Origin of the sequence: Clostridium sp. (assembly GCF_036642255.1) — a bacterium.
Classification (GTDB): domain Bacteria; phylum Bacillota; class Clostridia; order Clostridiales; family Clostridiaceae; genus Clostridium_J.
This window is the reverse complement of record NZ_JAVWDJ010000002.1, coordinates 51,585-72,666: the sequence shown is the minus strand read 5'-3', so window position 1 is coordinate 72,666 and position 21,082 is coordinate 51,585. Positions and strand designations below refer to the sequence as shown.

The window sequence follows — 21,082 nt, the reverse complement described above, 5'->3', positions numbered from 1 at the left end:
CTGTAGGGCAAATTGTGTAGCACGCAATTTGATCTCAGTCTTTTTGTAGGTTGATATTACTGAAAAGTTATGCACATAGGAGTTGCAAATACAGGGCATTGAATTATTTTTGAATTTATATCGAAAACATTCTTAATAAGTTGTTCATCTATAATTTCCTCAGGGATGCCTTCAGCATAGACCTTTCCATCTTTAACGGCTATAATATGATCTGCATATCTGCAAGCAAGATTTATATCGTGTAATACAATAACGATAGTTCTGTTTTCTTTTCTATTTAAATCTTTTAATAAATCTAGAACTTCAATTTTATATTTTAAATCTAAGTGATTGGTTGGTTCATCTAAGAGAATAATAGCTGTTTCTTGAGCTAGAGTCATGGCAATCCATACTCTTTGTCTTTGTCCACCAGACAAGTCAGAAAGTTTCTTATCCTTTATTTCGGTTAAACCTGTTTTTTCTAGAGCATAACTTACAATTCTTTCATCTTTTTTAGTCCATTGACTAAACCAGCTTTGGTAGGGATATCTTCCTTGCTTTACTAAGTTAAAAACTGTTAAGTCTGATGGAGCAGAGGGACTTTGTGTAAGAATAGATAGTTTTTTTGCTATTTCCTTGTTAGGTTGAGAAAAAACATTGCTATCTCCAAGAAGTACTTGTCCACTTATAGGTTTTAAAAGCCTAGACATGGTTTTTAAAAGAGTAGATTTTCCACAACCATTGCTTCCAACTAAGATAGTTATTTTATTTTTGGGTATAGTAACATTTATATCTTTTAAAACTATATTATCCCCATATCCTAGGGTTAGTTTTTCAGTAGATAATTTCATTTATATCCCTCTTTTCATAGTCTTTTGATTCTTAATAAGTAAGTAGATGAAAAATGGAGAACCTATTCCAGCAGTGAATATTCCAACAGGCAAATCCAGTGGGAAGAATAAGGTTCTAGCAGCTATATCTGATAGAACAACAATTATTCCTCCAATTAAAGTTGATAAAGGAATTACATTTTCAAAGGAAGAATTAGTTAACTTTCTACATATGTGGGGAGCAATAAGTCCTACAAAGGTTATCCCGCCACCAACAGCTACAGCACCACTAGCCAGAGCTGCACTAATTATCATTAATAAAAATCTATTTTTTTCTGTACTAGAACCTAATCCAAGTGACAGAGTATCATCTAAGTTTTGCATGTTTAATTCTCTAGTAAGCAGTATAGTAATAATAAATAATAGTAAAAACCAAATGAATAACAACTTAACATGAGTCCAATTAGTACCATATACGGTTCCTGTTAGCCAAAGCTGAGCTTCTTTAATGAAAACTACAGGACCATTAATTATTAGTATAGAGGTTAAAGCCTTGGCAAAACCTGAAATTGCTATACCAATAAGTATTAATCTAAAAGGTGTTACTCCTTTTTTAAATGCTAATATATAGATTAAAAATACAGCTAAAAATGCACCTGCAAAAGCAAATATAGGCATAAAGAAAACGCTGGTGGTAAGAGAGTTATTCTTTGGATCTGTAAATAGTGTAAGAAAAAGTAGTGCACCTACAGAACCACCATCTGTAATTCCCATAATATTTGGAGCTGCAAGAGGATTTTTAACTACACCTTGAAGGATAGCACCTGAAAGGCCTAAGGAAGCACCTACGAGAAAGGACACCAATGTCCTTGGCAGCCTAATTGTATTAATTATAAGAGCATCTCCGCCTTTTGACCCAAATAGAACTTTAATTATTCTATCTATTGGTATTATGTTTTGTCCTATACTTAAGCTTAGAAATATAGAAAACACAGCTATAAGTAGAGTTATCAATAATATTTTGAAACTCTTTTTTTCATATATTAATGAAAGATTACCTTTCCTTAGCACAAAAAACTTATTCATTACTTATTTTCCGCCTTTCTAGCTAAATAAATGAAAACGGGTGTTCCGATTATGGCTGTAACGGCACCTACTGGTACTTCCTTTGGATAGATTAGAAATCTGGCTAAAATATCTGAAGAAAGAAGTAAAATAGCTCCAATTACAATACTATAGGGAATTACCCATTTATATTCAGACCCTACTATACCCTTAACTATATGAGGAACTATAAGTCCTACAAGGGAAATTGGACCAGCAACTGCTACCGAAGCACCAGCTAAAATAACCACTAATAATATCATTTGCAATTTTAATACCTCGGTTTTTACTCCAAGACCTTTTGCTATTTCTTCTCCTAAAGAAAATAGATTTAACTTTTTAGAAATGAAAAAAGTAAAAATAAGAGCCACCAATATAAAAGGTATTACCTTAAATAATATATCCATGCTTCGACCTTCTACAGTACCCGTTAGCCAATACATAATTTCTTCCATAGTTTTTTGATCTTTATAGAGAATAGTTTGAGTTAATGACATGAAAAATGCTGATATTGCAGCACCAGCTAGAGTTAAATCAAAAGTTTGAATATTACCTTTTAAACCGCCAGCTAAGGCATAAACAAGGACTACTGCTATGGTAGCTCCTATAAAAGAAAAGATTATTCCGTAACCAACTCCTAAATTAGGGAAAAAGCTATAAGTAAACACCATGAAAAAAGCAGCTCCTGAATTTACTCCTAAAAGTCCAGGAGAGGCCATGGGATTTTTAGTTAAGCTCTGCATTAAAACTCCAGAAACACCTAAACTTCCTCCAATGAATAATGCAGTTAAAGCTCTTGGAAGTCTAGAACTTTGAATCACAATTTCTTCTGTAGTTCCAGTAAAATTTTTAAATGAGTTAAACAAATCATTAAAATTTGTTTTTATATATCCTAGTAGCATACTTCCAGTAAAGGAAAGCATTAATACAAATATTAAAATTATGAGCAAAATAAATTTTGATTTATTACTATCTACTTTCACCTTAGACACAAATTCTTTCACGTGAGTTACGTCCTTTCTTTAAACAAATACAAATTATTAGTTACAAAATAGATTTTATTTAGTAGCTTTAGAAGGAGAGAATTGCTTCTACGAAAATCAAAATTATAGAATACATTTCATATTTAACATGGCTAGAGAGTCTATAAAATTGGAATCTTTTTGACAAGAACTAGGAACTTAAGCAGCAATTTCTATTATTGATTGAAAAATATCTAGAGACCTACTTATGTAAAAATACGTTATTTTCATTATAACTTTATGATTTAAGTATAATAACACCTGTCTTTATTGTCAATGAAAATGAAATTTAGTATTAAATGCGGTTGATAATCAGTTGCAATTAGAAACAATATATGATAATATACTCTCAGTACATAAAAGTCATAAAGAAATATAATTTATACATATTAAGGAGTGTTAAAATGTTAAAAGATAAGTTTTCAAAAGTAGCGTCTTTGCTAATATTAACAATGGGATTAACGGCATGCTCAGGTGTAGCTTCTTCAGATAAAGCAGCTTCTACAAGCAATACAGAAGCGAGAGTTATTGAACACGCAATGGGGCAGACAGAGATTAAAGGTGAACCCAAAAATATAGTTATTTTAACCAATGAAGGTACAGAAGCTCTTCTAGAATTAGGGGTTAAGCCAGTAGGTGCAGTAAAATCTTGGACAGGCAGTCCTTGGTATAAGCATATAGAAAAGGACATGGAAGGAGTTCAAAACTTAGGAGAAGAAAGCCAAGTTAATATTGAAGCTATTGCTTCCTTAAATCCAGACTTAATCATAGGAAATAAAATGAGGCATGAAAAGATTTATGATCAACTTTCTCAAATTGCTCCAACGGTATACTCAGATACTTTAAGAGGAGAATGGAAAAATAATTTTGAATTCTACGGTAAAGTATTAAAAAAAGAAAAAGAAGCTAAGGATATAATAACTGAATTTGATAATAGAGTTGCAAAAATTTCTAAAGAAGCTGGAGATAAACTAAATACAAAGGTTTCTATTGTGAGATTTATGCCAGGTAAGACAAGAATATATCTTGGCGATACCTTCTCCGGTACAATACTTAAACAGTTAGGCTTTGCAAGACCAGAGACTCAACAAAGTACAGATTTCACTCTTGAAATTGGAAAAGAAAGAATCAAAGAAGCAGATGGGGATGTAATGTTTTACTTTACATATGAAACTGGCGACGGACAAGGAAATGCTAGAGAAAAAGAATGGATTGAAGATTCATTATTTAAAACTTTAGAAGTATCAAAAAATAATAAGATTTTCAAAGTAGATGATGCAATTTGGAACACTGCAGGGGGAGTAAAAGCTGCAAACCTTATGTTAGATGATATTGAAAAGTTGCTAAAAGAAGGCAAGTTTTAGTATAGTTATGATTTAAAAAGTCAATAATATTAGTGGAAACAAATCATATAGGTAACTTAAAACTTGTATGACATAATCAAATTTTTCTTAAATCAATAAAAGAGTATGGCTTTCTAGCCATACTCTTTTTCTACATTACATAACTTTGGTCTTTAACTAATATATGCTCACAAATCCATTTGTGAACAAACTGAAGTAATTCTAAAATATATTCATTTTGACCTTCATCTATAAGACTGTAGTCAACATCATTAATTTTTCTTATAAAGTCATCATGTTCAATCTTATGAGATAGGAATTTCTTATACCCAATTCCAAGCATATAATCTTCTTCAAACTTAAAATGATAAATAGCATAGTCTTTTAGCTCATCAAGAATTGCTACCACCTTATCATACTTGTCAATAACAAAACGATTGCTTAATAATTCATAAGCGTCATTTCCAATCTCAAATAGTCTTTTATGTTGTTCATCTATGTGTGGTACACCTGTTTCGTATTCATCTTTCCATTCAAACATTGTAAATCCCCCCAAGTACTTTAAAATTATTCTAAAATATTCCTCGATAGATATAAATTATATCAGTATTATACATAATTGTCAGTATGCAATTTATATGGTTAGGAAGAATATTTTAAAGGATAGGTTCAATATTCAAATTGAAATCAATTTATATATTAAAGTTTATTTTGTATAATGGCTTTTACTTTTTCAGGAAGAGATTCAAGCTCATCTTTAGAAAGACCAGCAGTGTCAATAGGAGGGTGAATGTATATTTCAACCTCAGCAGGCTTAATTTTACTTCCATTTGCCTCCATAAGTTTATAGGAACCTTTTATGGTTACTGGTATAATTGGAGCTTTTGATTTTGTAGCTAATTTAAAACTACCAGCTTTAAACTCTCCTATTTTATCACCCTTACTTCTAGTTCCTTCTGGAAAAATTACAAGAGAGTATCCTTTTTTTATAATATTTACTCCCTCCACAATAGCTTCAGCTGATTTTCTTATATTGCTTCTATCCATAAATACACAATTCATGTATTTCATCCAATTTCGAATAACTGGAAGTTTGTTCATTTCAATTTTAGCTATATATCCTTTTGGTTTGTTGATGTGACTCATAAATAATGCGATATCAAAGTTTCCTTGATGATTACTTATAAAAACTACAGGTTTATCACTAGGAATGTTTTCTTGTCCAAAAACTTTTACTTTTGCACCACTTAACTTAACTCTATTAAGTGCCCATTTTGAAGAAACTTTATCTATATATTCATCTCTTTCAATAATTTGACCTTTTTTCTCTAAGGATTTCACGGTATACATTTGCGGTATTTTTCCAATTAAGCTAGTAGCGAAAGTTGTATACCATATTATTGTTCTTAACATGTGATTACCTCCATTAATATTAACAGTTCAGTTTTGAATGAAATTTGTTGGAAAATTGGCATTCCCCAATGTGCAATTATAGCATATAAATTTATGCAATTATATTAAAATGTAAATAAGTCTCGCTGTGGATATAATCCGAAGAGACCTCCAGTATGAATAAAGAGGATATTTTCTTCTTTATTAAAGGTTCCTTTTTTTATTTCTTCTGCTAGACCATACATAGCTTTACTAGTGTAAACTGGATCTAAAATTACACCTTCAAGCTTTGCAAGGTGAAGAATAAATTCTAGATTTTCAGGGCTACTTAAAGCATAACCTCTACCAACGTAACCATGAATTATATTAATTTCTTCTTTGGAGAAGCCTAGGTTAACATTAAGGTAATCCATACTCTCATTTAAAATATGATAAATTCTATCCTTAAAGTAGTCTTCATCATCACAAACATTTATACCATAAATTTCACAGTTATGATTTAATAGTTTTGAGCCAAGCAAGAGACCAGCATGGGTTCCGCCTGAACCTACAGCGATAACTATTTTATCAAAATGGATACCAAGCTCTTTTTCTTGGCTAATAATTTCTTTCATGGCATTTAAGTAACCAAAAGTGCCAATACCATTTGAAGCTCCCTCAGGAATGATATAAGGTTTAAATCCCTTAGCTTCATATTCTGATTTTAGATCTTCCATTATTGCTATTCTTTTATATTTGTATTCTTCAGGTGTAATATATTTTATATCTGCACCAAGAAGCCTGTTTAAAAATAAGTTACCATCATAGTTATCATCCATAGAACCCCTTAAAACTAAAGATGACTTAATTCCAAGTTTTGCAGCAATAGCTGCAGTTGCTCTACAATGATTGGACTGTAAACCACCGCAGGTTATCAATAGATCACAACCCTTATCTATAGCTTCTTTTACAGAAAATTCGAGTTTCCTTATTTTATTACCAGAAACTTCTGTACCAGTTTCATCATCTCTTTTTATGAAAATAGTAGCACCACCAAGTTCTTGAGTTAATCTTTCTAATTTTTCTATTTTGGTAGGTAAATTAGCTATATTGATTTTTTCAGGAATATTATACATAAATTATCTCCCCAATCTTGCAAAAACTTTGTATAACTCATTATAACTTAACATGGTAGTATTATCCATAAACACCTTTAAAATTTTATAATTTAGAATAAAAAATATCTTAAATTTATGATATAATAGTTAACAGAATTAAGATTCTTAACACTTTTTTGGAGGCTTGAAATGAAATTATCGATACTGAGCAATAAAATAATAGGAAAAGAATTAGCATTTCCCATATACACTGATAGTGGGATAATGTATCTAAATAGTGGAATAAAACTTACTGAAAAATACATTAAAGCAATTCAAAATATGCAAATAAATCTCGTTTACACCAATGATGGTATAGATGAAATAGTTCTTAAGGAAATATTGGATTCAAAAATAAAGCTCCGAATGATAAAAGATTTAAAGCAAGAATTTACATATATAAAGGCTACTAAGAAAATAAATGACAAGATTATAAAGGAAATAATCGAAGAAATCATAGAGGGTATTGATATGTCAGAAAATGCCCTATTCATTAATAGCTTAGGGCAAACCGACGACATCACTAGTTTGTGTAGTCATTGTATAGATGTGGCAATACTTTCTATAAAAATAGGAGTTAATTATGGATATAATTATAAAAAGGTGTTTAATTTAGGGGTTAGCGCATTGCTTCATGATATAGGAAAGTTGTTTTCTCAAGGAAAAGAGCATTCTCTTGAAGGATACAACCTGCTAAAGAAAAATTACATGTTTGACACTTCCTCTTACATAGGTGTATTGCTACACCACGAGAATGTTAACGGTACAGGATATCCAGAAGGGGTTAAGGGAAATAGAATTCATGAGTTTGCTAAAATAGTGAGTATATGTGATGGGTATTTAAATGCCATCAATAAGGAAGGTTTGATGTTACATCAGGCCATGGAGAAGGTACAGGCAGAAACATTAAGAAAGTATGATGAAGATATTTACAAATGCTTTAATAAATCCATATATTTATATCCAGTAGGATTAGATGTGAAATTAAATAATGGGAAAATAGGTACTGTAATTCTTCAAAATAGAAACTTTCCAGTTAGACCGATTATAATGGTAGAGGTAGATGGCAAAAGAGAATACATAGATTTAAACCATAAGGATAATTTAACCTTATTTGTTGAAGAAGTAGTTTTATAAAAAAATATAGTTATAAATTTTATCTAAGTAAAAATATTATGATTTTATACTTGAACAAAAAAATTAGCAAGGAAGACCTTGCTAATTTTTTTATCTTAATTTACTCCCACTGAGCTAAAGGCATTATGAACTGCTGTTACTTCAGCACTGCTTGAACCATATAGATCTGCAGCAGCTTGTGCAAGACAAGCTCTTGCATCTGAAAAATCAGTATAAGCTGTCATATATACAGTTAGAGCTCTATAATATATTTGTTCAGCTTTAGCAACACCAAGATTATTTGTTATCAAATAGCAAGCCTTATTTGGTATTCCACTATTAGTATGAACTCCACCATAATCTTGAGTTGTATTAACATAATTATTCATATGGGCAGGGTCGCCATACTTTGTAGGATCAGAGATATCTCTTAAAGCATCATTTTGAATACCAGGGGTCCAGATATCTTCTCCCATTAACCAATCAAATTTGCTATTTTGAGCATAATATTCTACGAATACACCGAAGGCATCTGACATAGATTCATTTAAAGCACCTGGTTGATCTTGGTATACCAAATCTGCTTCGTATTGATCTACACCATGAGTGATTTCATGAGCTATAACATCTAAGCCACCAGATAGTGCCAAAGAATCAACACCATTGCCGTCACCATAAACCATTTGTGTACCTGTCCATCCTGCATTAACATAGTTTCTTAAATAATGAACACTTGATTTTATTGCCATTCCAGAGCCATTTATACTATTTCTATTAAATTTTTCTTTATAATAATCATAAACAACTCCTGCATAATAATGTGCATCTACTGCTGCCGGGTCATTTATAGTAGTTGAGGAAGAAGAAATTAATGTTCCAGGAATTCTGGAGCCATAATTGGAAGTATAAGTAGAAATAACAGCACCTCTAGTTAAATCTGTTAAATTGTAAGAGGTGCCTTTTCTGCTTGAAACTAGGTCCAAATTAAGAGTCTTCGTATCACCAAGAACACCTTTACCACTGCCAGTTGCAGCTACATTTGCAGCTTTATTATATTTGTTTACTATTTCACCAGTGTAAGCATTTACGAAAATATTCCAGTTGCCAGGTTCAGGAAGTAGATAGTTGAGCTGAACTAAATAAACAGGAATAAATTCATTATTTAATTTATATAAATACAGCTTAGCCTTTCCATTGTTAGGGAAATCTGAATCTAAGCTACTTGGATCATAATTTACTGAACTAAATGCTTTGTTTTCAGCTTCTCCAGGTGTAATATAATTTCCTGATTTCTTAAATTCTTTTGCTTTAGCATTATAGTTTCCATTTACTGAGTAAACCTCACCTTTATCATTAAAATGTACTATATACTCATGTCCAAACACAGGAGTTCCTTTAACGGTTTGTTGTAATTTAATATGTGTATAACCTAAGTTATCCTTCTTATTGCTCTTGGTAGAAAACTCATCCTTTGCATTCTCCACTCCAAATTTGTCTTGATGGTTTTTAAAAAACTCTGTAACACCTTGAAGATCAGTTGAGTACTTACCAAAATTATCAATCTTAAAGTCATGATCTTTAATTTTAGCTGTTACAGGGGATGTAACGAATAAAGATGAAGTAAGAACTGCGGAAGTCACAAGTGCAAGTATTTTTTTCATAGCGTATCTCCTTATAAAAATTATTGGTATTACAATATATTCGGAGATTTAATAATTATTCTAGAAATGCAACAAAATTATGAATAAAATTGTGTCAATTTGTATCCATGTTTTCAATTAGTTTTTCAATATGGTATAATATTAGGTAATATATTTATGTGATTATAGGGTATAAAGTTAAGGCTAATGTAAGGATAATCATGTAAGGTTATTGATTAAAAAAGTATATTTTTGGTTAATAATCTAACTAATAAAAGAGCTATCAGTTGTATTTATTCAAAGTCAATTGGCAAGGACTTATTATTCGAAATTATTCTGCTATTATATAAGAGGTTATTGTATATTTAATAATTTAAAGTTTAAATTAAACATTTATGTAGAAAGTGGGGATATTATGGCAAATTACATACCAACAAGAGAGGAAGCTCTTAGTCTATTTAAGGAATACAATAAGAGCGAAAGTTTAACTAAGCATGGGTTATCTGTAGAAGCAGTTATGAGACATTATGCAGAACTTTTAGGAGAAAACAATGTTGATAAATGGGGAGTTATAGGTCTTATACACGATATTGATTACGAAATGTATCCAGAGGAACACTGCGTTAAAGCTGGGGAGATATTGAGAGAAAGAAACTGGCCTGAAGATTATATACATGCTGTTCAAAGCCATGGCTACAAGATTTGCTGCGATGTTGAACCTATTGAGAGAATGGAAAAGGTGCTTTACACCATTGACGAAATTACAGGGTTAATTTCTGCAACAGCAATAATGAGACCAAGTAAAAGTATATTAGATTTAGAGCTTAAGTCAGTAAAGAAAAAGTGGAAAGATAAAAAATTTGCTGCTGGAGTGGATAGAAGCATTATCGAAGGTGGTGCCTCAATGTTAGGCATGGATCTTGATTATATAATAAATGAAACTATTAAGGGAATGCAAAAAGTTGCAGAAGAAATAGGATTAAAAGGAGAGCTATAAGGCTTTCCTTTTTTATGCACATTTTTAATTACCGATTAATTATAACTCTTTGAAGGATTTTGAAATAGCACTTGTTTTAAACTAGAGTATTTGTTAAAAGAAATTAATTTTTATTGGAGATAAAATCTAACATTACAAACGGTCGGAAAAATATTTAAGAATGAAATTAAAATATTAATTTTATAATCACCACAAATATTGTTTTGAATAATATATTATTAGGCACTAAAGAATTGAGAAATACCAATATCTTTAAAAATAACTATTACTTAAAAAGATAAGAAAGTTTAAATTATTTAAGAAAAATTTTTTTATCTACATTAAGAAACAAATTTTATGAGGTGATTTAAGTGGAAACAGGTTATGAACTAAAGAAATGTTTAGGACAAATAGGATACGCTAGAGCAGTAGTTCTTCCCCAAGAATATGAAAATTTATATCCAGTAGACAAGGCACTTTGGAAAGGTACAATTTTTGAAGATTTAAAATTACCTTACTACAGTGATATAACTGACTACAAACACAAAAGGGAGGAATAAACCATGGCGAAAAGTAAAAATGAACTAATGACTTTATTACAACAGTACGGCTTTTATGCTGTAGAAATAAATTTATATTTGGATAATTTTCCATGCAATAAAAAAGCATTAAGAGATTATCAAAAGGTACAAGAAATTTATCAAGCGCTTAAAAAAGAATATGAAATGCAATATGGTACCCTAGCTAACTTTGCTTATGGTGAGGTTTGTGGAGATTGGAACTATGTAAATGACCCATGGCCATGGGAAGGCAAATGTTAGGAGGTAGCGACTATGTGGATATATGAAAAGAAATTAGAATACCCTGTAATGATTAAAAGTAAAGATATAAATATGGCAAAATACTTGTTTGCTCAATACGGTGGCCCTGACGGGGAATTGAGTGCTTCCATTAGATATTTAAGTCAAAGATATACAATGCCTACAGGAAAATCAAAGGCATTATTGACAGACATAGGTACTGAAGAATTAGCACACGTTGAAATTATAGCTTCAATGATTTACCAGCTAACTAAGGACGCAACTCCTGAAGAATTAAGAGAAGCTGGACTTGGAGCAGCTTATACTGAACATGGGAAGGCAATTTACCCCGCCGATGCAAATGGAGTACCTTGGACAGCTGCTTATGTTCAAGCAACTGCAGATCCTGTAACAGATTTAACTGAAGATATGGCTGCTGAACAAAAAGCAAGAACTGTATACGAGCATCTAATAAAATTAACTGATGACTGTGATGTTAAAGATGTATTAAGATTCTTAAGAGAAAGAGAAGTTGTTCACTTCCAAAGATTTGGAGAAGCTTTAGTTGATGTTCAAGACAACTTCATGAATAAAAAAAGAGTATACTAAAATAAAACTCTATAATTGAATTTTCATATAAGGCTAGAGGGGATGCTTCTAGCCTTTATTAAGTTTCTACAAAGAATTTAATTTTAAAATTCAGGTTTAATTTGGAATAATATAGGGAATAAATTAAATTTTAAATTCTTTATTTATAAATTAACTTTAAATATGGGTGGAAATTTTATATAATATAAATAAACACTAACCTAGGAGGAAATTTGATGATAGATAGATTAAAAAATGGAGATGTATTTTTACTCCATTGGATAAATGATTCAATAAGATGCAAAGTTTTAGATATAATAATGCCAATAGTTACTTACTTAGGTTCTGTTACTTTTACTGCATTATTTTGCTTAGTTACTTTATTATCCACTGATAAAAATATTAAGCAGTTAGGGATTTTAACATCGCTTTCTATCCTAACTTCTTCTTTTATAGCACACTTTATAAAAAGATTTATTAATAGAATAAGACCTTACATAAATTTTCCACAGCTAAACATAAAGAAAATTGGAGTAGATGATTACTCATTCCCATCAGGGCATACCACAGCAGCCTTTTCAATTGGAATAAGTATAGCTCTTTGTTTTACAAGTTTAGCAATTGTTTCAGGAATATTGGCATTATCAGTTGGGCTTTCGCGTGTATATTTAGGGGTACATTATCCTTCAGATGTAATAGCGGGAATGTTTCTTGGGTCTTTTAGCTCTTATTGTATGTTTTTAGTGATATAAGAAAATTAATATTTTTCTTATAAATGTAAGGAACTTAAAGTAGTGCCTAGAAATTTAATTAAATATTTATAACACAACAAAATCCCTGTAGATAAGAATAGCTACAGGGATTTTTTATAATAAGTAAAAGTAAATAAAAGTTAATTCTTTTTTATGTAATATAAAAAAGGAAGAGGGAAATTACTAATTAGAAAGAAATATATATATAGTTTTAATATTAGGAGGTAGTATATGATAGAATTGGAGATAAAAAAAACAAATACATTTCCTTATAAATACAAAAGGAATGTATTATATATTTTCAATGCAAATAAGCTATTTCTATTTATTTTGATTATATTTTTATTGAAGAGCATCATAGTTACTGCACTAATACAATCTCCAGGTGCATCAGTAGTGGAATTAAAGGCACTTAAGAACTCTATATCCCTTTTGTTACCATATACTTGCTTTGCTTTGGTGATATTGTCAACGAGTTATTTATTTAAAGAAAAAAAACATACAGCAGTATTAGTAATTTTTGATATTTTATTTACTGCAATGATAATTTCTGATCTTTGCTATTACAGAGGGTTTTCAAGTTACCTGAATTTTTATCTTTTAGATCAAATTTCAATGACAGAAGATTTGGGTGGATCAATTCTGGCGTTATTCAGACCAATAGATGTTCTATTCATTTTGGACATTATCATGTTACCTTTAATAATAAGTAGAAATCATAGGTCATATATAAATAAAAACAAAAGCATTACTACTTTTATATGTTTAGCTCTTTTTAGTTTAGTATATTTAACATTTCGCTATGGAGAATTAAATCATGAGAAAAATGCTATAGAAATATTTGCTCAAGATAGTTTTTCTAATTTTAATATGCCAAATGATAAAATGTTATCTCTAGGACCCATAGGGTACCATATATTTGAAGGATATAGCTATTTTACTAACAAGAGGCCATACAAATTGAGTAGCAATGAAATTAAGGAAATTGAAGAGTTCTATAGGCTAAAGGAAGAAGTATTACCAGAAAATCAATATATGGGTAAATTTAAAGGGAAGAATCTTCTTTTGATTCAAGTGGAATCCTTAGAAAGTTTTATACTTAATGAAAAGGTTAATGGGCAGGAAGTTACACCCAATATTAATAAATTACTTAGCAACTCTATATATTTTAGTAATTTTTATGAACAGGTTTGGAATGGAAATAGTTCAGATTGTGATTTGTTAGTTAATGGTTCAGTTTATCCAGTTAGGGAAGGTGCTACCTTTTATAGGTATCCAAATAATTATTATCCTCATTCCTTGCCTAATGTAATGAAAAGTTTAGGATACAATACATATATTGTACATCCTGACACTGCTTGGTATTGGAATTATGAGCCAGCGCTTACATCACTTGAGTTTGATAAACTCTACTTTGAAGAAAATTTAAATGTTACAGAAAAAATTGGATTAGGTATTAGTGATGAAGAGTATTTTAAGCAAACCTTTAAAATCATTGAGGAACAAAAACAACCTTTTTATGGGTTAGCTGTAACCATAACTAGTCATACCCCTTTTGATTTACCGGAGAAATATCAATACTTAAGTCTTAAGGAAGAACTTAATAAAAGTGAAATGGGGAAGTATTTCCAAGCTATTCATTATACTGATAAGCAGATTGGTATGTTCTTAGAGAAATTAGAAAAGGACGGTTTATTAGATAACACAGTGGTGGTGTTATATGGGGACCATACAGGAGTTCATAAGTATTTTGGAGATAAAATTAAAGATATTAATGAAAAAGAAAAATGGTGGATGAATAATAACAACAAGGTGCCACTTTTAATTTATAATAAAAATTCCACTTCAGAAATTATTGATATTCATGGTGGACCAGTTGATTTAGTTCCAACTCTATCTTATCTTATGGGTGCCGATAAAAATTCATATAAAACCGCCATGGGAAGAAACTTATTGAATACAAGGAAGGATTTTGTGTTGCTATCTAATTTTCAAGTTAAGGGAAATCTTACAGAGGAAGAGAAGAGAATTTATAAAGAGCATTTGCTTTTGTCAGATAAAATTATTAGAAGCAACTATTTTAAAAAATAAAAATTAACTTTTAAAAAACTATTTAAAGAATTTCCTACGGTGAATTTATTAATGAAGTTAATTAAATAAATTTAAAGTTTTAGATAATAAAATAATAAGTTGCTCAGTGTGTTAAAATGATGAAATTAATGGAATAGTTCAGTAAAACAAAGGACTTTAAACAATATTCTAAATCAGTGTACGTTATAAGATAAAGTAAAAATAAAAAAATTAGAATGAAAAAATCCGATTTTTCAAATACTAATCATAGATGCAAAAGTATTTGAAGAAGGTGATTTTATGTGGAGGAAAAGAGAACATTTAAGTTTATTCTTGTGTTTTTGTGTTTTAACCATAATGTTTTTGTTTGTTTTTAATTTTGGCCCAACAAGCCTAATTGGAGAAGCTTCTGAAGTTTTGGCAAAAGAAGAAATGTCACCGATGAATGAGGAAAAAATTGTTTATCTTACTTTTGATGATGGACCAACCGTTGTTACAAAACGGGTTCTAGAGGTTTTAAAGGAAGAGAATGTTACAGGAACATTTTTCGTAATTGGTCAATTAGTAGAACAAAATAAGCAAATTGCAGAAAAGATAAAAAGTGAAAATCATGCTATTTGCGTTCATACCTACACCCATGAAGATAAAATATATAGGAGTATTGAGACCTTTATGGATGACCATAGCAAATGTTCTAAGGCAGTAGAGGAGGTCATAGGAAAAGAAGCACCAAAGTTTATGAGATTTCCAGGTGGGTCTAGTAGTACTATGGCGAGAAAACCAGTACTTAAAGAAATTAGGGGTCAATTAGTGGATAAAGGGATGTACTATGTGGATTGGAATATTACAATAGACGATTCTTTTACTAAAAATAAACCTGCGAATACCCTTGTTAATAAATTTAATAAGGAATTTAACAAGGAATTTAAAAATAATGATAAGGATAGACTTGTAGTACTTATGCACGATGCTTATTACAATAAGACCACAGTGACCGCTTTGAAGGAAATTATTCAAACTTTAAAAAAACAAGGATATACTTTTAAAAATTTTAATGACATTGATGAAAAAGAGTTAAAAATCCTAGAAGAAAAATCTCTTGTAAATAAACATGAGAAGAAGCTAGATAGGCAAGTTAATAAGTAAAGAAGCTATATAAGTAGCATTATATAAAAATAAATAAACTTATTCTAATTAACTGTCGTTGCAGAAACATAAGCTTATATAAGGCTAGAAGATATCGTTATAAAGTCAATTTTAAAATTATTATTAAAACAAATGAGTGAGTTTAGTTTATGGTGCACTAACCTATTGTGAAATGTTCATAATAGGTTAATTTTTTTTGGAAATTTCTATGCTATAATTATTTTATAATTAGACAGTATGTCCCTTTAAGATATCTATTAAAACTAAATTGAGGGTTTTATAAGTTATATTTATTAAAGTTCTACTGCGTTAAAATACGAAAGTTCGTTCAGGTTTATTATAAATCTTTAAAAGATTTAGTATTTAATATGCATATTGCAATTTTTTATATATTTTTAATCAAAACAACTGTATTGTAAATAGGATTTTTTATAGATTCTATCTAGATGAAAATTAGGAGAGATATTGGAAGGAGAAAAGCATGGAAAAAATACATAGAGAAATATTTAATATTAAATTTTATGAAGCAGATTTTACTAATAGTGCAAGATTGTATTCAATTATAAATTATATGCAAGAAACATCAGAACAACACTCTAACAATATAGGGATAGGATATAAAGCTCTTATAAATGAAGGATTATTTTGGGTAGTATCAAGACTAGAAGTAAATATGATAAAGTATCCTAAAAATATGGATACAATAATTATGGAAACTTGGCCAAGCGGCGCGGATAAGATGTTTTTTAAACGTAACTTTAGAATTCTAGATGAGAATCAACAGGTTCTTGGTAGCATACTAGCGTATTATCTTTTACTTGATAAGAATTCCATGTTTCCACAAAGACCTTCAAGATTAACAATGCAGGTGGAAAGTGTAGAAAATAGATTTGGCAAAGACAAAAAGTTAGATAAAATTAAGATGATAGGTGAATTAATTGACACATCGGAAAGAAAAATAACATACAGCGATATAGATTTAAATATCCATGTTAATAATGCAAAATACATCAGTTGGGTAGAGGATGTATTTACTCTAGAGGATTATAAAGATAGGAAAATAACTAACTTACAGATTAACTTTGTAAAAGAAGCTAAGTTTGAAGAAGTAGTAGTGTTAAATAAGTATGTAGATAAAAACTCACCTAGTGTATATTATATTGAAGGATTAAACAAGGAAACTGGAAACCAGTTTTTTCAATGTAGAGTGGAATTTGTATAAAAAGAAGGTTAGATTTTATTCAAATCTAACCTTCTTTTTATTATGATAATTTTACCTTATTTTTTTAGAAGTACTTGTGAACAAGCACAATATGTTCAAAAAAAGTTAAAAAGGTTCATGAAAACTATATAAGAAGAGTATCCAATGGATGGTTTAAGAAATTTAAAAACTTTTAATAGTTTCAAATAATTCAATTGCAGCTTGCTTTGGACCCTCTTTTTCTTTTCCTACAACCCCTAAACAAGTTTTTATTTGACCTACTTTAACACCAGTTTCATAGAATTCGTTAAAGAATTCGTCTATAAGTTTATCTGTTTCTTCCATTTTTTGATGAGGTCCAAAAGGATTTGCGAAGAAAGACTTAACTAATCCTTTTTCAGTAGTAGTTCCTTTTGCCATTCTTGCACCATCTCTAAATAAAGGAATTGCTTCTTCAGGAGAGTCAAAGTATTCAATAGCTTGTTCTCCATCTTTTACATCATCGTAATTGTTTGCATATAGAAATAAATCTATAGGATAACCCTTAATGATATCTTTATAAGTAGCTACGGGCATAACTAATCTTGCATTAGTTTTGTCAGGATTCATAAAAATACTCCTGTCTATTTCTTTAAAAGCATAGCCTTGGTCTAAGTCATCCAATCTAACAAAAGCTCCTATTTCTGTTCCGTAAGCCTTAGGTCTCTCACTATTTTTTCGTGGTTTTATAAAACCCATGTCATCAAAGACTATTGTCATATCACTAATGTAATCTTCGCTAAGACTTCTGAAGGCTTCAAGACTTTCTGATTTACCAGCACCGCTATCACCCATAATAATTACATTAGCTGATTTCCCATTTTTCATTACTACATTTACCATTGCACCATGTATAGGTAAGAAGCCTTTTTTTATCATAATCAAATTGTGAAGAGTTAAAGTCATCTTTTTCATGTATCCAAAATAATCTACAGCTTCACCATAATTTACATAGCCTAACATTATGCCGTTTTTTACATCATCATAAAATAAGGTTCTAACACTGTCATAATTATCTTTGGCACCAAAAACGTATACTATATCAGGTTTTTTACCTCTGTACTCATCCTCTCTAGCCATCTCAAATAAATTAGATAAGGTAACTCCATGAGCCATTAAATCTCGATGGAAATATATAAAGGCAAGAAGTTCACCAACTTTAGCTGGATAGCAGAACCAGTGATCTCTATTTATATAGCAATCGAAAAGCGGATTTTTATTGGTTTCTTGAAAAAATCCATCTCTAGTATTTTTCTTTGGATATGTAATAAAAGGGGCCTCAAGCATTATAGTATTTATAAATGGAATTTCCTCTAAAGCTTCATATTCATAAGGGCAAGGCCAAACTGACTTACTTAAAATTAAACCCGCATTTGCACCAGCAGATATTTGACGATAAACGTTAGGCTCAATATAATGAACACTTTCTTGAACCTTTCTATAAAAGTCTAAAACTAATTTTGCAAATTTGTTGTTTGCTTCAATAAAGCTAACAGAGGCTAATCCATCTGTAATTTTATTGGTTTGAATCATGGAATATCTTTCGAGTCTTCTCCAAAAGCCATATAAATCTTCAACGAATTCAAAGAATTCATACCTATCTTTTAAGATTTTTTCGTATTTACAATTTAGTTTAATTATTTCACCAGCTTTTAACACTGTTAATAATCTAAAAAGATTTACTAAGTCTTCTACTATAATTTCTTTATCTGTGCTATCTAAATTCTCATTTAAAAACCTATACACATTAGAGTTTCTATTTTTAACTTTATCATAATAGCTTAATAGAATTCGTCTAAACCCATCACTTTCTAACAACTTTTCTATGGTATCACAGTATTTTGCAGAAAAATTAATCATTACTTTATCGTTACTTAATGAAAATTCCTTTTTCATAAACAGCCTCCTAAAGTTTGTATTTTTTTGATTATTATGTACCTCTCTAGTTTATTTCAGAAATAAGTTTTATATTCAATTAAGTTTTAACATATCAAATTGAAACATATTCCTAAACATAAAACTATATTTAAAATATTGAGAAAATAACTGATGGTACGTGATGAAATTGCAAATTTCAGTCTATTTACTCATTAACATTATAGCATAAGTAAAATATTTGTTAATAAAAAGTTGAAAAATATTCTATGTATCATCAGAATATAATTCAAATACTGCTAATATAACTATTTACTAGGGAAAGTTTTAGAGAGTTAAACATATGTTAAGATGTTATAATAATGTTATTAAGCATTATTTTGGAGGGATAAATATTGAGTAAATATATAATGGCCCTAGACCAAGGCACAACAAGTTCTAGATGCATTATTTTTAATGAAAAAACAGAAGTAATTAGTATGGCTCATAAGGAGTTTAAACAAATATACCCAAAACCAGGATGGGTTGAGCATAATGCTATGGAGATTTGGGCATCTCAGCTTGCGGTGGTAGTAGAAGCTATGGCACAGAAAGGGATCAAAGCACAAGATATTAAAGCCTTAGGAATTACAAATCAAAGAGAGACTGTGGTTGTGTGGGATAAAAGAACAGGTATCCCTATCTATAATGCTATTGTTTGGCAGTGTAGAAGAACTGCAGAATTTTGTGATGAGTTAAAAAATAAAGGCGTTGATAAAATTGTAAAAGAAAAAACAGGGTTAGTTTTAGATTCTTACTTTTCTGCTACTAAAATAAAATGGATTTTAGATAATGTAGAAGGAGCAAGGCAGGAAGGAGAAAAAGGCAATTTATTATTTGGAAATATTGATACTTGGATTATTTGGAATTTAACAAAAGGCAAAGTTCATGCAACTGACTGTACTAATGCTTCAAGAACTATGATCTTTAACATTCACAGTCTTCAATGGGATGAAGAATTGTTACAAGTATTTACAATTCCAAAAGCTATGCTGCCTGAAGTAAAGCCATCAAGTTTTATTTATGGGCAGACAGATGAGAGTCTATTAGGCACAGCTATACCAATTGCAGGAGATGCTGGAGATCAGCAAGCAGCATTGTTTGGTCAGACTTGCTTCAATCCAGGAGAGGCTAAAAACACATATGGAACAGGTTGCTTTCTGCTTATGAATACGGGAGATAAGGCAGTAGAATCAAAGAATGGGTTGTTGACCACTATAGCTATTGCGATGGATGGCAAGGTGGAATATGCATTAGAAGGAAGTATTTTTATGGGAGGGGCATCGATTCAATGGCTTAGAGATGAACTAAGAATGATAAAATCATCAGGGGATAGTGAAAAATATGCTACTGAAGTAGATGATACTAATGGAATGTATATTGTTCCTGCTTTTGTAGGTTTAGGAGCTCCCTATTGGGATCCTTATGCTAGAGGCACTGTGGTTGGTCTTACCAGAGGAGTTAAAAAGGAGCATTTTATTAGAGCTACTCTTGAAGGGATAGCATACCAGACCTATGATGTGCTCAAAGCAATGGAAGAGGACTCTTCAATAAAATTGAAAACTTTAAAGGTTGATGGCGGAGCTTCCTCAAATAATTTTTTAATGCAATTTCAAAGTGACATTCTAGAAGTACTAGTTCAAAGGCCTAAAACAATAGAAACTACAGCCCTTGGAGCAGCATATTTAGCAGGACTCGCAGTTGGTTTTTGGAAGGATAAAAAAGAAATTAATAAAATATGGGAAGTAAGCAATATATTTAATCCCAACATGGATATAGAACTGAAGAAAAAGCTTTTAAAAGGTTGGCATAAAGCAGTTAAAGTTTCGATGGATTGGGCAATTGATTTAGATTGATTATAAACAAGAATAAGTTAGATTAAAGTTATGATAAAGCTTTAAAAGGATAATGCAAACTTGTTTACATTTATGAATAAATCGTAAAATTTGGATTATATTGCATTTTAAACAGGGGAAGTGTATAGGTAAGTAGAATAATAAGATGCAGTAAAAGAAGATTCTATAAGATGATAAC

19 protein-coding genes are annotated in these 21,082 nt (G+C 30.3%); 11 read left to right on the top strand and 8 right to left on the bottom strand.

Annotated features, from left to right (window positions below; translation table 11 throughout):
* Window positions 1–56: 56 nt before the first annotated feature.
* From RR409_RS01235 to RR409_RS01225, 3 genes are read right to left on the bottom strand one after another with little or no spacing between them, the layout of a single operon-like run.
* Complete coding sequence (locus RR409_RS01235) at window positions 57–830, bottom strand: ABC transporter ATP-binding protein (protein ID WP_332555895.1); 774 nt, start codon at window positions 828–830, stop codon at window positions 57–59.
* Window positions 831–1,895 carry an iron ABC transporter permease gene (locus RR409_RS01230; protein ID WP_332555894.1) on the bottom strand — a complete coding sequence of 355 codons (1,065 nt, stop codon included), beginning with the start codon at window positions 1,893–1,895 and terminating at the stop codon, window positions 831–833. It lies immediately after the preceding gene.
* Window positions 1,895–2,917: an iron ABC transporter permease gene (locus RR409_RS01225; RefSeq protein WP_332555893.1), complete on the bottom strand. Its 1,023-nt coding sequence runs from the start codon at window positions 2,915–2,917 to the stop codon at window positions 1,895–1,897. Before RR409_RS01225 ends, RR409_RS01230 begins: the two co-directional genes overlap by 1 nt.
* A gap of 422 nt (window positions 2,918–3,339) precedes the next feature.
* Between RR409_RS01225 and RR409_RS01220 the strand changes: the two genes are divergently transcribed.
* A complete protein-coding gene (locus RR409_RS01220) occupies window positions 3,340–4,299 on the top strand; it encodes an iron-siderophore ABC transporter substrate-binding protein (protein WP_332555892.1) in 960 nt (319 codons plus the stop codon).
* A 130-nt stretch (window positions 4,300–4,429) separates the two neighbouring features.
* On the opposite strand, the gene RR409_RS01215 is transcribed toward RR409_RS01220, so the two are convergent.
* The 3 genes from RR409_RS01215 to RR409_RS01205 form a co-directional block, all read right to left on the bottom strand.
* Window positions 4,430–4,819 (bottom strand): bacteriohemerythrin, encoded by a 390-nt coding sequence (locus tag RR409_RS01215; RefSeq protein ID WP_332555891.1) that lies wholly within the window; start codon window positions 4,817–4,819, stop codon window positions 4,430–4,432.
* 158 nt (window positions 4,820–4,977) lie between these two features.
* Window positions 4,978–5,691: a lysophospholipid acyltransferase family protein gene (locus RR409_RS01210; protein WP_332555890.1), complete on the bottom strand. Its 714-nt coding sequence runs from the start codon at window positions 5,689–5,691 to the stop codon at window positions 4,978–4,980.
* Between the two features lie 104 nt (window positions 5,692–5,795).
* Window positions 5,796–6,785: a D-cysteine desulfhydrase family protein gene (locus RR409_RS01205; protein WP_332555889.1), complete on the bottom strand. Its 990-nt coding sequence runs from the start codon at window positions 6,783–6,785 to the stop codon at window positions 5,796–5,798.
* 171 nt (window positions 6,786–6,956) lie between these two features.
* Here RR409_RS01205 and RR409_RS01200 point away from each other — a divergent pair, with 171 nt between their 5' ends.
* Window positions 6,957–7,943, top strand: coding sequence for an HD domain-containing phosphohydrolase (locus RR409_RS01200; RefSeq protein WP_332555888.1), 987 nt, complete (start codon window positions 6,957–6,959; stop codon window positions 7,941–7,943).
* A 95-nt stretch (window positions 7,944–8,038) separates the two neighbouring features.
* On the opposite strand, the gene RR409_RS01195 is transcribed toward RR409_RS01200, so the two are convergent.
* Window positions 8,039–9,583 carry a M4 family metallopeptidase gene (locus RR409_RS01195; RefSeq protein WP_332555887.1) on the bottom strand — a complete coding sequence of 515 codons (1,545 nt, stop codon included), beginning with the start codon at window positions 9,581–9,583 and terminating at the stop codon, window positions 8,039–8,041.
* A 394-nt stretch (window positions 9,584–9,977) separates the two neighbouring features.
* On the opposite strand from RR409_RS01195, the gene RR409_RS01190 reads away from it, so the two are divergent.
* The 8 genes from RR409_RS01190 (at window position 9,978) to RR409_RS01155 (ending at window position 17,116) form a co-directional block, all read left to right on the top strand.
* Window positions 9,978–10,559 carry an HDIG domain-containing metalloprotein gene (locus tag RR409_RS01190; RefSeq protein ID WP_332555886.1) on the top strand — a complete coding sequence of 194 codons (582 nt, stop codon included), beginning with the start codon at window positions 9,978–9,980 and terminating at the stop codon, window positions 10,557–10,559.
* Window positions 10,560–10,909: 350 nt separating this feature from the next.
* Window positions 10,910–11,098, top strand: a complete 189-nt coding sequence (locus RR409_RS01185) for a spore coat associated protein CotJA (protein WP_332555885.1) — start codon at window positions 10,910–10,912, stop codon at window positions 11,096–11,098.
* Window positions 11,099–11,101: 3 nt separating this feature from the next.
* Window positions 11,102–11,359, top strand: a complete 258-nt coding sequence (locus RR409_RS01180) for a spore coat protein CotJB (protein WP_332555884.1) — start codon at window positions 11,102–11,104, stop codon at window positions 11,357–11,359.
* A gap of 12 nt (window positions 11,360–11,371) precedes the next feature.
* Window positions 11,372–11,947: a manganese catalase family protein gene (locus RR409_RS01175; protein WP_332555883.1), complete on the top strand. Its 576-nt coding sequence runs from the start codon at window positions 11,372–11,374 to the stop codon at window positions 11,945–11,947.
* 215 nt (window positions 11,948–12,162) lie between these two features.
* A complete protein-coding gene (locus tag RR409_RS01170; protein ID WP_332555882.1) occupies window positions 12,163–12,678 on the top strand; it encodes a phosphatase PAP2 family protein in 516 nt (171 codons plus the stop codon).
* A 231-nt stretch (window positions 12,679–12,909) separates the two neighbouring features.
* Window positions 12,910–14,769, top strand: coding sequence for an LTA synthase family protein (locus tag RR409_RS01165; RefSeq protein ID WP_332555881.1), 1,860 nt, complete (start codon window positions 12,910–12,912; stop codon window positions 14,767–14,769).
* Between the two features lie 279 nt (window positions 14,770–15,048).
* Window positions 15,049–15,894 carry a polysaccharide deacetylase family protein gene (locus RR409_RS01160; protein ID WP_332555880.1) on the top strand — a complete coding sequence of 282 codons (846 nt, stop codon included), beginning with the start codon at window positions 15,049–15,051 and terminating at the stop codon, window positions 15,892–15,894.
* A 481-nt stretch (window positions 15,895–16,375) separates the two neighbouring features.
* A complete protein-coding gene (locus RR409_RS01155; protein ID WP_332555879.1) occupies window positions 16,376–17,116 on the top strand; it encodes an acyl-ACP thioesterase domain-containing protein in 741 nt (246 codons plus the stop codon).
* Window positions 17,117–17,278: 162 nt separating this feature from the next.
* On the opposite strand, the gene RR409_RS01150 is transcribed toward RR409_RS01155, so the two are convergent.
* Entirely contained in the window at window positions 17,279–19,030 is a 1,752-nt protein-coding gene (locus RR409_RS01150) for a phosphoenolpyruvate carboxykinase (protein ID WP_332555878.1), read from the bottom strand.
* A 374-nt stretch (window positions 19,031–19,404) separates the two neighbouring features.
* Between RR409_RS01150 and glpK the strand changes: the two genes are divergently transcribed.
* Window positions 19,405–20,904, top strand: coding sequence for a glycerol kinase GlpK (gene glpK, locus RR409_RS01145; RefSeq protein WP_332555877.1), 1,500 nt, complete (start codon window positions 19,405–19,407; stop codon window positions 20,902–20,904).
* Window positions 20,905–21,082: the final 178 nt, after the last annotated feature.